At 59.0% G+C, this 13,735-nt stretch carries 15 protein-coding genes; 11 read left to right on the forward strand and 4 right to left on the reverse strand.

All coding sequences use genetic code 11. The annotated features are described in order from the left end of the window. Window positions 1-109: 109 nt before the first annotated feature. Complete coding sequence (locus E4T63_RS14850) at window positions 110-721, reverse strand: FMN-dependent NADH-azoreductase (RefSeq protein WP_064587669.1); 612 nt, start codon at window positions 719-721, stop codon at window positions 110-112. A 125-nt stretch (window positions 722-846) separates the two neighbouring features. On the opposite strand from E4T63_RS14850, the gene E4T63_RS14855 reads away from it, so the two are divergent. Together E4T63_RS14855 and E4T63_RS14860 are read left to right on the forward strand one after the other, a co-directional pair. Next, window positions 847-1,755, forward strand: coding sequence for a LysR substrate-binding domain-containing protein (locus tag E4T63_RS14855; protein WP_007964611.1), 909 nt, complete (start codon window positions 847-849; stop codon window positions 1,753-1,755). Further along, entirely contained in the window at window positions 1,752-2,111 is a 360-nt protein-coding gene (locus E4T63_RS14860; protein ID WP_098964137.1) for an MmcQ/YjbR family DNA-binding protein, read from the forward strand. Before E4T63_RS14855 ends, E4T63_RS14860 begins: the two co-directional genes overlap by 4 nt. A 115-nt stretch (window positions 2,112-2,226) precedes the next feature. Here E4T63_RS14860 and E4T63_RS14865 read toward each other — a convergent pair whose 3' ends face one another. After that, window positions 2,227-2,655: a DUF1294 domain-containing protein gene (locus E4T63_RS14865; RefSeq protein ID WP_135295888.1), complete on the reverse strand. Its 429-nt coding sequence runs from the start codon at window positions 2,653-2,655 to the stop codon at window positions 2,227-2,229. Continuing rightward, window positions 2,652-3,482, reverse strand: coding sequence for an undecaprenyl-diphosphate phosphatase (locus E4T63_RS14870; RefSeq protein ID WP_098964138.1), 831 nt, complete (start codon window positions 3,480-3,482; stop codon window positions 2,652-2,654). The genes E4T63_RS14865 and E4T63_RS14870 overlap by 4 nt, the downstream gene beginning before the upstream one ends. A gap of 295 nt (window positions 3,483-3,777) precedes the next feature. Here E4T63_RS14870 and E4T63_RS14875 point away from each other — a divergent pair, with 295 nt between their 5' ends. The 9 genes from E4T63_RS14875 (at window position 3,778) to E4T63_RS14920 (ending at window position 11,981) form a co-directional block, all read left to right on the forward strand. Beyond that, entirely contained in the window at window positions 3,778-5,412 is a 1,635-nt protein-coding gene (locus E4T63_RS14875) for a methyl-accepting chemotaxis protein (protein ID WP_103366999.1), read from the forward strand. Between the two features lie 150 nt (window positions 5,413-5,562). Then, complete coding sequence (gene pnuC / locus E4T63_RS14885; protein WP_098964140.1) at window positions 5,563-6,126, forward strand: nicotinamide riboside transporter PnuC; 564 nt, start codon at window positions 5,563-5,565, stop codon at window positions 6,124-6,126. Then, the gene (locus tag E4T63_RS14890) at window positions 6,123-6,647 is read left to right on the forward strand and encodes an AAA family ATPase (protein WP_135296931.1); all 525 of its coding nucleotides are present in this window, start codon (window positions 6,123-6,125) and stop codon (window positions 6,645-6,647) included. Before pnuC ends, E4T63_RS14890 begins: the two co-directional genes overlap by 4 nt. Before the next feature lie 335 nt (window positions 6,648-6,982). Further along, window positions 6,983-7,432, forward strand: coding sequence for a hypothetical protein (locus tag E4T63_RS14895; RefSeq protein ID WP_135295889.1), 450 nt, complete (start codon window positions 6,983-6,985; stop codon window positions 7,430-7,432). 1 nt (window position 7,433) lies between these two features. Next, on the forward strand, window positions 7,434-8,006 hold the full coding sequence (locus tag E4T63_RS14900; RefSeq protein WP_098964143.1) for an adhesin: 573 nt from the start codon (window positions 7,434-7,436) through the stop codon (window positions 8,004-8,006). Window positions 8,007-8,079: 73 nt separating this feature from the next. Then, window positions 8,080-9,078 (forward strand): heme utilization protein, encoded by a 999-nt coding sequence (locus E4T63_RS14905; protein WP_098964144.1) that lies wholly within the window; start codon window positions 8,080-8,082, stop codon window positions 9,076-9,078. Between the two features lie 63 nt (window positions 9,079-9,141). Beyond that, window positions 9,142-9,822 (forward strand): C39 family peptidase, encoded by a 681-nt coding sequence (locus tag E4T63_RS14910; protein ID WP_007964629.1) that lies wholly within the window; start codon window positions 9,142-9,144, stop codon window positions 9,820-9,822. Window positions 9,823-9,866: 44 nt separating this feature from the next. After that, a complete protein-coding gene (locus tag E4T63_RS14915; protein ID WP_027612700.1) occupies window positions 9,867-10,613 on the forward strand; it encodes a hypothetical protein in 747 nt (248 codons plus the stop codon). Between the two features lie 45 nt (window positions 10,614-10,658). Continuing rightward, a complete protein-coding gene (locus E4T63_RS14920) occupies window positions 10,659-11,981 on the forward strand; it encodes a hypothetical protein (protein WP_098964145.1) in 1,323 nt (440 codons plus the stop codon). Window positions 11,982-12,067: 86 nt separating this feature from the next. Here E4T63_RS14920 and E4T63_RS14925 read toward each other — a convergent pair whose 3' ends face one another. After that, window positions 12,068-13,393 (reverse strand): sigma-54 dependent transcriptional regulator, encoded by a 1,326-nt coding sequence (locus E4T63_RS14925; RefSeq protein ID WP_134786491.1) that lies wholly within the window; start codon window positions 13,391-13,393, stop codon window positions 12,068-12,070. Window positions 13,394-13,735 lie beyond the last annotated feature (342 nt).

A 13,735-nucleotide genomic window follows, 5' to 3' on the forward strand; every position in this document is an offset into this window, starting at 1 on the left:
AGATTATGCAACAGTCAGAAACAAAAAACTCCGCATCTGGCCCTTGCAGAACCAGAATACAGAGTTTTTTGAGGGGCTACCTGAACGGCAGCTGGTCTTTACGCAATGCTTACGCGGCGGCGAACAACTGCTCGCTGATCTTCGCCTGAGCAGCGCTCATCGCGTTGTTGCGCACTTCTTCACCGTAGGCCAGACCTTCGGCACGGACGATTTCGATGTCGGTGATGCCGAGGAAGCCCAGTACCAGCTTCAGATATTCTTCGTGAGCGATGCCGCTCGCCTGACCGGCATGGATGCCGCCGGAGGTGGAGACGATCACCACTTTCTTGCCACCGCACAGGCCTTCAGGGCCGGCTTCGGTGTAGCGGAAAGTCTGGCCGGCAACGGCGACGCGGTCGATCCAGGCCTTGAGCTGGGTCGGTACGGTGAAGTTGTACATCGGCGCGGCGATGACGATGGCGTCGGCAGCGATGAATTCGGCCAGGGTCGAGGCGCTCAGTTCGGCTTCGTGCTGTTGTGCGGCGTCGCGCAGCTCAGCAGTGGTACCGGCAGCCACCAGGGTGGTCGACGAGAAGTGACTGATGGCGTCGGCGGCCAGGTCACGGTAGGTGACCACGGCGGTTGGCTCGGCGGCTTGCCAGGCTTTGACGACTTGGCTGCTCAACTGACGGGAAGCGGAGTTGTCGCCCAGAATGCTCGAATCGATGTGCAGCAGTTTCATGTGGAATCTCCTGTAAAGAATCGCCGGCGGCGACGGAATGGAGACAATCCTACGGAAGAAACCAATAGCTGATTAGCCGCCGACAATGCGATAGTTCGTCCCACTGATAGAACGGTGGACTTTTCATGCAGGATCTCAATGATCTCTACTATTTCGCCAAGGTGGTCGAGGCCGGTGGCTTCGCGGCGGCCGGGCGTTTGCTGGGCATTCCCAAGTCTCGACTGTCACGACGCATTGCCGAACTCGAAGAGCGCCTCGGCGCCCGTCTGCTGCAACGCACCACGCGCCAGTTGAACCTGACCGCGGTTGGCGAGCGCTACTTGCGTCACTGTCAGGCGATGTTGCTGGAAGCGGAGATGGCCGACGAAGCGGTCGCCAGCATGTCCAGCGAGCCACGTGGCCGCCTGCGCGTATCCTGTCCTACCGGTCTGGCGCGGGAAATGTTGCCGTGGGTGATCAGCGAATTCCTCGGCAAATTTCCTCAGGTGCAACTGGAGGTGGTGCTGCTCAATCGCCGGGTGGATCTGGTTGCTGAAGGTTTCGACGTCGCGTTGCGTGTGCGCGAACTCGGTGATGAAGATCCGTTACTGGTGACTCGACGTTTGCGTCAGGCTCAAATGGTCGTCGTCGCCAGCCCGGCCTTTGTCGAGGGCAAAACCATCACTCATCCGCAGGACTTGAAGAACCTGCCGGTGCTCGGCGCGCTGGAGGCCGATCGCATGGTGCATGTGCGCTTGCTGGATGAGCAAGGCAACAGCGTCGAACTGAACATGGAGGCGCGGCTAGGCATCGATGACTTCATCGTGCGCAAGGCCTGTGTGCTCGCCGGCCAGGGTTTTACCCTGCTGCCGATGATGTATTGCGAAGCCGACCTTGAGAGCGGCGCGCTGGTGCAACTGTTGCCCGAGTGGTCGTTGCCCGGCGGCTGGTTGCAGGCGGTGTATCCGCATCGACGCGGGGTGATGCCGGCGGTGCGGGCATGGATCGATCATCTGGTCGAATCGTTCAATGCGTGTGGGGAGCGGTTGTTATGAACAAGGGAAAAATGAACGAAGCGGATGTCGCCGCCTTCTGCCTGGCCTTGCCGGGTGCGCGTGAGGATTACAAATGGGGCGGCGTGCGGGTGTTCTCGATTGCCGGCAACAAGATGTTTGCCCTGCAAGGGCTGCGCGGGGATTCATTGGCGTTCAAGGTCGACAAGGATCTGTTTCTCGGCCATTGCGACCGCCCGGGTATTCACCCTGCGCCTTATCTGGCGCGGGCGCAGTGGATCATCATGCACCCGCCCTACCCGCTGGGTGCCGAGGAATTGCGGGCATTGCTGCAGCGTTCGCACCAGTTGGTGGTGGGCAAGTTGCCGAAGAAGACCCAAATCGGATTACTGCTGTAAACCCGATCCTGTAGGAGTGAGCCTGCTCGCGATAGTGGTGTGTCAGTCGACATATCCTTGACTGATGCGACGCCATCGCGAGCAGGCTCACTCCTACAAGAGGATTTGTGGTGATTTAGAACAGTGAAAGCAGGTTCGAACCGAGAAACAACTGATCGATCCAGAACACCTGATGCAGCGCCACAATCACCCAGAACAGAATCTGAAACGACACCTTGCGCGTCTTGTGCCGGAATACCTGTTGGGCGATCAGCGCGCCGGGCCAGCCGCCGGCCAGTTCCAGCGCATGCAGGATGTTTTCCGGTGTGCGCCACGCATCGGCGCGGGCCTTGCGCTTGTCTGCCCAGTACATGAAAAACGCCAGCACGCTGACCACGCCATAAGCGGTCAACGGCACCAGCGAGATGCCGCGCAGCCACATCGACAGCGAGCCGAACAGCGGCAGCGCGCACACGATCAACAGCACCGCCAGTTTCAGTTTCAGATGCTGAATGCCGCTACCGGACGGTCGTCCATCCGGGCGGCGCGCGCGGGAATCACTCATGGTTTCGCCGCCGACCAATCCACCCAGCCGAACTGCCAGGTCGCCAGAATCACCAGACCGAAAACAATCCGGTACCAGGCGAATGCCGCGTAACTGTGGCTGGCGATGAACTTGAGCAGACCGCGCACGGCGATCATGGCGAAGATGAACGCGGTGATGAAACCAATGGCGAACACCGGGAAGTCCGCCGGCACAAACAGATGGCGATACTTGTAACCGGAGTACACCGCCGCACCGACCATGGTTGGCATCGCCAGGAAGAACGAGAACTCGGTCGCAGTCTTGCGCGACAGGCCAAACAGCAGGCCGCCGATGATCGTCGAGCCCGAACGCGAGGTACCGGGGATCATCGCCAGACACTGCGCGAAACCAACTTTCAGCGCGTCCTTCCAGGTGATCTCGTCCACGGTTTCGGCGTGCACTTCATGTTGCCGACGCTCGGCCCACAGCATGATCACACCGCCCACCACCAGCGCGGTCGCGACGGTGATCGGATTGAACAGGTATTGGTGAATCAGGTCGGCAAAAATCACCCCCAGCACCACCGCCGGCAGAAACGCGATCAGCAGGTTGGCAGTAAAACGCCGTGCACTCGGCTGGGTCGGCAAGCCGATCACCACGTCGAGAATCTTGCGGCGAAACTCCCAGACCACCGCAAGGATCGCGCCGAGCTGAATAATGATGTTGAACGCCATGGCCCGTTCGCCGCCGAACTCGAGCAGGTCGGCAACAATGATCTGGTGTCCGGTACTGGAAATGGGCAAAAACTCCGTCAGCCCCTCTACAACTCCAAGAATCAGTGCCTGCAAGGCGGTCCAAAGATCCATCAATCCCCCAAAGAGCGATGCACGCGGGCATGCCCCGATAATATTTTTCTAACGTTCACTGCGTTCAGCGTAGCTGTACCGATTCCGCGCGCACAGGATCCACACGAAACGGTCAAAATTCCGTGAAATATCAATTCGGATTCAGGTTTTCACGCGCGGGGCCGAAATCCTAACAGACAAGCCTTAATAGTGCTGCGGCGTTATTCGACTTGGGTCGCGTATGCCTGACCACCCAAACGTGGTTGGATGCTGGCGTTGATTTATTACAAGAAAAAGAAATCGGAGTGACAGCGTTATGAACAGCTTGCGCAGTGTGTCGATCAGCCGACGCTTGTGGCTCATTTTGATTGTGGCGGTGGTCATGTTGTTGACCTTGGGCGTGTTGATGCTCAAGCAGATCCACGATGACCTGTACCACGCCAAGGCGCAGAAAACCCAGCATGTGGTGCAGACCGCCAGCGGCCTGCTGACCTATTACCACGACCTGGAAACCGCCGGCACCCTGACCCGCGACGCCGCGCAGAAACAGGCGTTGACCGCCATTCGTGGCCTGCGCTACGACCAGAGCGATTACTTTTGGATCAACGACCTCACCCCCGTGATGGTCATGCACCCGACCAACCCCAAACTCGAAGGCCAGAACCTTTCGGCGATCCGCGACCCGGACGGTTTCGCGGTGTTCAACGAGATGGTCGCGATCGCCAAAAGCAAAGGCGCGGGCATGGTCGATTACCGCTGGCCCAAGCCCGGTGCCAGCGAACCGGTGGCGAAAACCTCCTATGTAAAATTGTTCGAGCCGTGGGGCTGGGTGCTCGGTTCGGGCGTTTACGTCGATGATGTGCAGAGCGAGTTCCGGGGGCAGTTAATCAAGGCTTCAGTGATTGGTTTGGTGATCGCCGTGATCATGGCCCTGCTGGTGATTTTGATTGCCCGCAGCATCGTCCGTCCGTTACAGGAAACCGTGAACGCCATGGCCAACATCGCCAGCGGCGAGAGCGACCTGACCCGCAGCCTCGACACCCACGGTCAGGACGAAGTCACGCAACTGGCGCATCACTTCAACGCCTTCACCGCCAAGTTGCGCCGGGTCATCGGTGACCTGCAGGTTTCGGCCAGTGCGCTGGGTCAGTCGTCCAGTGAACTGGGCAACGATGCGACTCAGGCCCAGCAGCGCAGCCAACAGCAATCGCAGCAGATGGAACTGGTGGCGACCGCGATCAACGAAGTCACCTACGGCGTACAGGACGTAGCGAAGAACGCCGAACATGCTGCCGCTGAAATGCGCGATGCCGAAGCTCAGGCGCAGCAGGGCCAGATCAACATCGACGGCAGTCTGCAACAGATCGACAAGTTGTCCGGAACCATTGACCAAGCGGTCGAAGTGATTCGCACCCTGGCGGCCGAAAGTACGCAGATCGGCAGTGTGCTGGAGGTGATCCGCTCGATTGCCGAGCAAACCAACCTGCTGGCGCTCAACGCGGCCATCGAAGCGGCCCGCGCCGGGGAACAGGGCCGGGGCTTTGCGGTGGTGGCCGATGAAGTGCGGTTGCTGGCGCAGCGCACGCAAAAGTCGACGGCGGAAATCCAGAGCATGATCGAACGCCTGCAGAATCATTCCGAAGCGGCGGTGAAAGTCATTGGCGACAGCAGCAAGGCCTCGCAACTGACCATCGAACAGGCCGGCCTCGCCGGTGCCAGCCTTAACGCGATCGGCCAGGCCCTGCGCAATCTCAACGGCCTGAATGCCTCGATTGCCAGCGCCACACTGCAACAGGCGCATGTGGTCGAGGATATCAACCAGAACGTCACGCAGGCCGCCGGGCTGTCGCACAGTACGGCGTTGGCGGCGGAGCAGTCGAGTGTGGCGAGCGTGAAGTTGGGGCAATTGAGTGAACAGCTGAACCAGCTTCTGCGCCAGTTCCGCGTCTGACCCCGCTCCCCCTGTAGGAGTGAGCCTGCTCGCGATAGCGTCGTATCAGTCAACCACAGAGCGGCTGACCCACCGCCATCGCGAGCAGGCTCACTCCTACAGGTTTTTGGGTACAATCCGCTCCCTCCTCAACTCCCCCAAGGAACCCCCATGTCCGGGCTTGAACTGTTTGCCGCCGCCCTCGGTGTGATCGCCGTCTGGCTGACGGTCAAACAGAATCCGTGGTGCTGGCCGATCGGCCTGGTCATGGTGTTGCTGTACAGCTGGATTTTCTATGACGTGAAGCTGTACTCGGACATGTTGCTGCAAGTGATTTACGCCGCGCTGCAAGTCTACGGCTGGTGGCAGTGGACCCGCGCCGGGACGATGCATGACGGCCGTGAAGTCACGCGCCTGGATCAGCGCTCGATACTGCTCGGCCTGAGCGTAGGCGCCCTCGGCAGCCTGCTGCTGGGTGCGGCCATGGCGCACTGGACCGACGCGGCGCAGCCGTGGCTCGATGCCGCGCTGACGGCGTTCAGTCTGGTTGCGCAATTGTGGATGGCGCAGAAACGTCTGCAATGCTGGGCGCTGTGGTTCGTGCTGGATGTGATTTTCGTCGGCCTGTTCCTGTACAAGGGTCTGTACCTTACTGCCGCGCTGTATGCCCTGTTCACCCTGATTGCTGTGCAAGGCTGGCGCGAATGGCGCGCCGATCCGGCGCTGCAGCGATGAAGGTGGTTGTCCTCACCGGCCCGGAATCCACCGGCAAGAGCTGGCTGGCCGCTGGCCTTCAGGCGCGCTTCGGCGGCCTGCGGGTGGACGAATACGTGCGCTGGTTCATCGAGCAGAATCCACGCGATACCTGCCTCAACGACATCCCCGCTATCGCCCGTGGGCAGTTGCAATGGGAGGATCAGGCACGGGCGCAGCAACCGCAATTGCTGATTCTCGATACCCATTTGCTGAGCAACATCCTCTGGAGCCAGACCCTGTTTGGCGACTGCCCGGCGTGGCTGGAACCCGAGCTGCTGGCCCGGCATTACGACCTGCATCTGCTGTTGTCGCCGGAGCAGATCGACTGGACCGACGACGGCCAACGCTGCCAGCCGCAGCTCAGTGAACGCATGGCGTTCTTTCAGGCCACCCGCGACTGGCTGGAACAGCACGGGCAACCGTTGCAGATCATTCAGGGCAACTGGGATGAACGGCAGTCTCAAGCTTTCGAAGCAGTGGCGCGTTTAATGGCTGATTGACCTGGCAAACAGCTCCTTTCGGAGCCCAAGTGTCCATTCTTGAAACACCCGACTCCGCGCAAAGCAGCCGTTTAAATGGCCTTCATCATTCTGCAAGGGCATCTGTTACGCCAGTGAAACAGTCCCCGGCAAACCCTTGTTCCAGAGCTTTGCACCGCCCATGCCCCCGCCGCTGTCGACATGACTGTTTCAGCGCTGAAACAGGTTATGTATCAAGATTGCGTTCCGCAGCGCCAACCCGTTGAAAACAATAGACAACTCAAAAGCGGCACAGCTTTCGCTCTCTCCTTCCCAACGCTGACAAGAGCCAGCCCACTGAAGAAGGAATTGCCGCCGTGGGGAATATCAATAAAGGCCTGACCTGCCTTCTGCTGATTGGATCAGCCGCCAGCACATTCATCAGTTTCAACGTTCAGGCCGAAGGCAATGGCGTGATCGTTCTCAACCGCGACGTCCAGCCCATTGCAATCGGGCGCAGCGGTGGCAAAGACCCGTATCCAACCACGGTCAACGCCAACCCTTCCGATCGAATCCATCAAGCGATGACCAGCACCGAACTCAGTGATGGCGACTTTGCCAGTGTCGCCAGCGGCGCTTCGATCCGCAGCAACATGATCGCGCCGAACTCGGACATGCCCGGCATGAACGTGCTGACCAACCCCAACGGCCTGCCTGGCATGAGTGCCGGTCACGGCGGCGGCGGTGGCGGCACGATCTCCAACACGATCAATCGCTCGCTGAGCACCGGTCTGGCGCCGCTGACTCGCATGGCTGGAGGTCAATGAGATGAATCGTTCCCTTCTGCTGCTTGCCCTCTTCAGCTGTGCCAGCGTCATGGCCGATCCGAGTTCCGTGAACAACGCAGACATCCAGGATACCGGTGTGCAGTACCGCGGCAACTTCAATGTCAACCAGGCCGCCGGCGACCAGATGCAACAGACCAACACCAAAGCGATCGCCATTGGCACCAATGCCAGTGCCACCACCATCGTCAGGCAAAAGCTGGATACCCCTGCCAACCCGTCGATGAACGCCAGCGCCACCATTGGCGGCACCTCTTTCAGTAATGGCAACGGGATCCTGGGCGTGAACCAGGGCGCCGGTGCCAACAACCAGATGGCCAACGTGACGCGCGTCAGCATCAGTGCTGCCCCGCAAAGCGTTGACGACAGCGCCCTGTCGCAACAGAACGTGGCGCTTTTACCGAGCTCAGGAGCAACTGGCACCTCACCCGGCAGTCGCCAGGTCACGACAAGTGATCAGGCCTTCACCGGCAGCCGAGGGGTGATTCAGGTGAACCAGAGTGCCGGGGTGGGGAACCGTATGGCTAACACCCTGAGCATCCGGGTCGCTGACTGACCCAAACAACAAAAGCAGTGCAATTAGAAAGTACCAACACTTAACCAACTAATAAGCACGATGGAGAAACACCATGAAAACTACAATGGCTCTCAAACCACTGGTTTTCGCACTTGCAGCAGTAATGGCAATGGCGGCTCAAGCAGGCGGCAATGATCATGGTAACAACGGTGGTCACGGTCACAACCCTCCTCCACCAAAAGGCCCTACCCTGGAAGAACTGCTGCAAATCGGCGCAGGTGCCGGTGCTGCAGTGCTCGACGTGCAAAACAACGGCGGTAACACCGTCCTGAACCAGGGCACCCAGAACAACGCCGGCATCAGTGGCTCGCTTAACGGCGCCAACGGCAACATCGGCGCCAACAACGTGGCCGGTGACGGCAACCAGCAAGACAACGCCGCGGCTCTGGCCACCGCTGACGAAAGCTTCATCTTCGGCTCTGCGGTGTCCGCTTCCAGCGCCACTCAAGTCAACAGCAACAACACCGTTGGCAACTACTCCAGCACCAACAACGCCGGCATGAACAACGTCGGCAACAGTGGCTCGGGTAACATCGGCGTGAACAACGCTGCCGGCAACTTCAACCAACAGAAAAACAACCTGGCAATCGCTGTGTCCGGTGGTCGTGTAGCGCAAGCCGCTGCTGCTGCCAACCAAAGCACCACCGGTCTGCAAGTCGGCAACAACGGCACTCAGACCTACAAAAAAGACACCCTCACTGGCACTGTCGCCGCCGTCGGCGTATTCGGCGCCGTGGGCGAAGCTACCATCAAAGGTGACAGCCACGGCGGTGGCGGTTATGGCAACGACGACAAAGGCCATGGCGGCAATGGCGGCAGCAAAGATCAGAAAGCCACCTTCGAAGCTGTGGGTGCCTTCGGTCTTGCTGGTGTAACCACGCAACAAGTGCTGACCCCAGACGGCTGGAAAAACCCAGTTACCAACAACGCCAGCATGACCAACGTAGGCAACAACTGGTCGGGTAACGGTGGCTTCAACAACGCTGCCGGTGTTGGCAACCAACAAAGCAACTCGCTGTCCATCGCTGCAGGTTGCAAAGCCTGCATGTAATCGCGATCGAAACGAAAGCCCCGGAAACGGGGCTTTTCCTCAGTCCGCAAAGGCGTATCGATCATGCGTAAGACTGCCTTTATCGCCCTGCTTTGCCTGTCCGGCCTGACCCAGGCTGCCCAGATGCCCGTCGCTGCCCTGCCCGGCGGCGTACTCGTCTACAAGAACGTGCAAAGCATTCGTGAACGCAAGTTTGCCGACATCGTCGAACAAAAAACCGATTTCAGCTGCGGCGCCGCCGCGCTGGCCACGGTACTGCGCCAGGCTTATTGGCTCGACGTCGATGAAGAGCACATCATCAAAGGCATGCTGGTCAACGCTGACCAGGACCTTGTTCGTACTCAAGGTTTCTCCATGCTGGACATGAAGCGCTACATAGAAAGCATCGGCATGCGCGCCAGGGGCTACAAGATTCCACCGGAAAAACTCGACGACGTAACAATCCCGGTGGTGGTACTGATGGAAATTCGCGGCTACAAGCATTTCGTGGTGCTGCAGCGTTCGGACAAGGATTGGGTTTATATCGGAGATCCCGTCTTAGGCCATAAACGCTACGCCCATGATGACTTTGTCAAAGGTTGGAACGGCATCGTCTTCGCCATCGTCGGCCCCGGTTATGACAAAACCAATGCATTGCGCATGCCGCCGACCCCGCTGACCGCGAAGAACAAGCTGGATAACTTCAACCCTGTCAGAGATGCCGAATTGATGGACTTCGGGTTCATACAGAGCGACTTCTTTTAATCGCCGATTATAAAGAATGGGGCTGGATGTCCCGGGAGCAGCAGATGAAAACCTCATACTGGCTGGCCGCCGCCTGCCTGGCAGCGAGCGCGTCAGGCTATGCCAATGCAGGATTCAAACCCATCGAAGTTCAGGATCAGGAGCTGTCCCAGCTTCGTGGTCGTTACGTCATGCCGGGGCGGATCATCAGCTTCGGCATTGTCATGAGCAGTACCTGGCGCAACGCCAGCGGTGATCTGATCGGCGCTGCGACGTCGATGCAAATCCAGGCCGCCACGATCAAACCGGAATTCTATGTCTCGACCATCAAGGAACAGGGCAACGGCAGCACCCCGACTCCGGGCACTGGCAATGTCATTGGTGGCGCGGCACTCAACAGCAGCCAGGGCGTGACCCAAAGCGTACGCGCCGCCGGCGACGGCAACACCGCCAGCAACAATGTGGCCATCAATGTAAAAGAAGCCAACACCCCTCCTCCGCTGGCACCCGCACAAGGCCAGGCCCTGATGGCCGGGCAGACCATCGGGGCCAGCAATGCCGCCGGCAGTGTCGCCGTTTCGGCCACCAACAGTGGCGTGCAAATGGCCATTCAGGCCTCGGGCAATCAAGGCACCGCCCTGCAACAAGTGGCCCAGGGTGGCCTGCTGCAGAACACCCGCCTGCTCGGCAGCGCCAACGTGGTCAACAACATGACCCAACTCAATGTTGTGCTTAACAATAACGGCATCAGCCCCGGCGCACTGGACTGCAACCTGACTCAACTCAGGGCACTACGCAATATCGGATATTGAACTACGCTGAGTCTCGATCATTGGGCTTAAAGGGACGGCTTATTCATGTATCGATCAGTATCACTGCGTGCCGCTGTATGTCTGAGTACTCTTCTACCCGCGGCGATGCTGCAAGCAGCACCCGACGCAGATGTGGAGACCCTGAAACAGGAACTTCTGGAGCTGAAGCAACGATACGAAGTGCAACAAAAGGCCCTGGCGGTGCTCGAACAACGGGTCCGTCAGGTCGAAGATCAACCGGCAGCCCCGCAACCCAAACGGCTGGCCAAGTCGCCGTCTGACATGAAAGGCAATCCAAAAGTCGCGACCGGTACCGGGGCTCCCGGCGTTGGCGCGGCAGCAGCGTCGGGGGGCGCCGCCGGGGGCAGCGGCGCTTCTTACGGCCAGTCGCTGGCCGACGATTCGCAACCGGCCCAGAGTGTGTCCAACCTCTACGACGAGGCCAGCGGCTTCTTCGGCGGCGGTAAATTCAGCTTTGAAACCGGCGTGACCTATTCGCGTTACGACACCCGGCAGCTGATCCTCAACGGTTTCCTCGCGCTGGACTCGATCTTTCTGGGCAACATCAACCTCGACCGGATCAAGGCCGACACCTGGACGCTGGATCTGACCGGGCGCTACAACTTCGACAACCGTTGGCAGTTCGACGTGAACGTGCCGGTGGTTTACCGCGAATCGACCTACCAGTCCGGTGGCGGCAACGGTGGTGCGTCCAACGTCACGACGGAACAGGATGTTTCGCGCGATCCGACCATCGGCGACGTCAACTTCGGTATTGCCTACAAGTTCCTCGACGAGTCGGTCAACACGCCGGACGCCGTGGTCACCCTGCGGGTCAAGGCGCCAACCGGCAAGGACCCGTTCGGCATCAAACTGCGCCAGACCGACGCCAACTCCAACCTGTTCGTGCCTGACACGCTGCCAACCGGTAACGGTGTCTGGTCGATCACACCCGGGGTTTCGCTGGTCAAGACGTTCGACCCGGCAGTGCTGTTCGGCAGCTTGTCCTACACCCACAACCTGGAGGAGTCGTTCGACGACATCAGCTCGACCGTCAACCAGAAAACCCCGGGCAAGGTCAGCATTGGCGACAGCTTCCAGATCGGCGCCGGTATTGCGTTTGCGCTGAACGAAAAGATGAGTATGTCGTTTTCGATGTCTGATCTGGTGCAACGCAGGAGCAAACTCAAACCCGATGGCGGGGATTGGCAATCGGTGGTGTCCAGTGACGCCAACGCAGGCTACTTCAACGTCGGCATGACCATTGCCGCCACGGACAACCTGACTATCGTGCCCAACCTGTCGATCGGCATGACCCCGGATGCCCCCGACTTTTCCTTCAGCCTGAAATTCCCGTACTACTTCTAAAGCAAAAGATCGCGGCCTGCGGCATCTCCTACAGGGTTAATCCCTGTAAGAGTTGCCGCAGGCTGCGATCTTTTGGGCTTTGGTCTCTAGCGAATCTGGTGTTTGTGCAGCAGGCGATAAAACGTCGGCCGCGACACGCCCAGTACTTTCGCCGCCACACTAAGGTTGTCGCTGTGGCGGTTCAACACATCGCACAGCGCCTGGCGTTCGGCGCGCGTTTTGTAGTCTTCCAGCGTACCCATCGGCGTCGAAATCGTGTGCTGACTGAGCAATCCCAGGTCCCGGGCTTCGATCTGTCGGCCTTCTGCCAGAACCAGGCCCCGTCGCACTCGGTTGGCCAGTTCTCGAACGTTGCCTGGCCAGTCGTGCTTGCCCATGGCGATCAACGCATCCTCACTGAAGCTGCGCGGGCGGCGGCCGGTTTCGTGGCTGTAAAAATGCGAGAAATGGTTGGCCAGCATCGACAGATCACCGTGGCGCTCGCGCAATGGCGCGGTCACCACTTGCAGCACATTGAGGCGGTAATACAGGTCTTCGCGAAAACGCTTTTTCTCGATCGCCGCTTCGAGGTCGACGTGGGTAGCTGCCAGCACGCGAACATCCACAGGGATCGGCTGACTGCCGCCGACGCGTTCGATGTGTTTCTCCTGCAGAAAACGCAGCAGATTGGCCTGCAATTCCAGCGGCAGATCGCCGATTTCATCGAGAAACAGCGTGCCGCCATTCGCGGCCTCGATGCGCCCGACCTTGCGCTGATGCGCCCCAGTAAAGGCGCCTTTTTCGTGACCGAACAGTTCGGATTGAATCAAGTGTTCGGGAATCGCCCCGCAATTGATCGCCACGAACGGCTTGCTGTGGCGCTGGGACTGGCGATGCAGCGTGCGCGCCACCAGTTCTTTACCGGTGCCGCTTTCACCGCGGATCAGTACCGGGGATTCGGTCGGTGCCAGTTTACTCAATAATTTGCGCAGTTCGCGGATCGGCTTGCTGTCGCCGAGTAACTCGTGTTCAGGCTGGTCGACGTGAATCGTGCCTTGCCCGCGCAAACGCGCCATGCCGAACGCGCGGCCCAGGGTCACCTGAACCCGTGAGACATCGAACGGCAAGGTGTGGAAATCGAAAAACCATTCGCAGACGAAGTCACCGACGTTCTGCAACCGCAGGACTTCCTGGTTCAACACCGCGATCCACTCGGTGCCGCTGCGGCTGATCAGTTCCTTGACCGCTTCGGGACGTTCAAGGTGAAAAGGTTGCAGTCGCAGCAGCCCGACATCGCATGTCCGATCGGCGGCATTTTCCAGGGTACAACTGTCGACATCCCAGCCCACCGAGCGCAAACCAGGTAATAACCGGTGACAGTCGTCGCACGGGTCGACCACCAATAAACGTCGTAACGCAGGCGCTTCGATCATGACTGTTCCTTGGCGCCAAATTTAAGGAAATTATTGTAAAAACAGTCATTTGGCAGACCCGACTGTAACATTAGCAAGAAATTGACAGGGCCTTGTATCGATTGCTTATAGGTGTACAAGCTAACGAGTTATAAGAAGCAAGTTTATTAGTCAGCTATCGAGTTGCTATCTTTCACCAGGCTTTCAAAAACGTTCGGAATGTTGAGCCTGAGCAATTAAGTTGAAATTTCTTTGTTTCGTGTGTGACCTGCCACGGGGTTGCGTGCATCAGTACAAGTAACCAGCCGAACGGTAAGCCCAACCGACGGCACATCACTTGAATGGGCACGACAGAGAGAAGAC

Source organism: Pseudomonas fluorescens (assembly GCF_004683905.1).
Classification (GTDB): domain Bacteria; phylum Pseudomonadota; class Gammaproteobacteria; order Pseudomonadales; family Pseudomonadaceae; genus Aquipseudomonas; species Aquipseudomonas putida_A.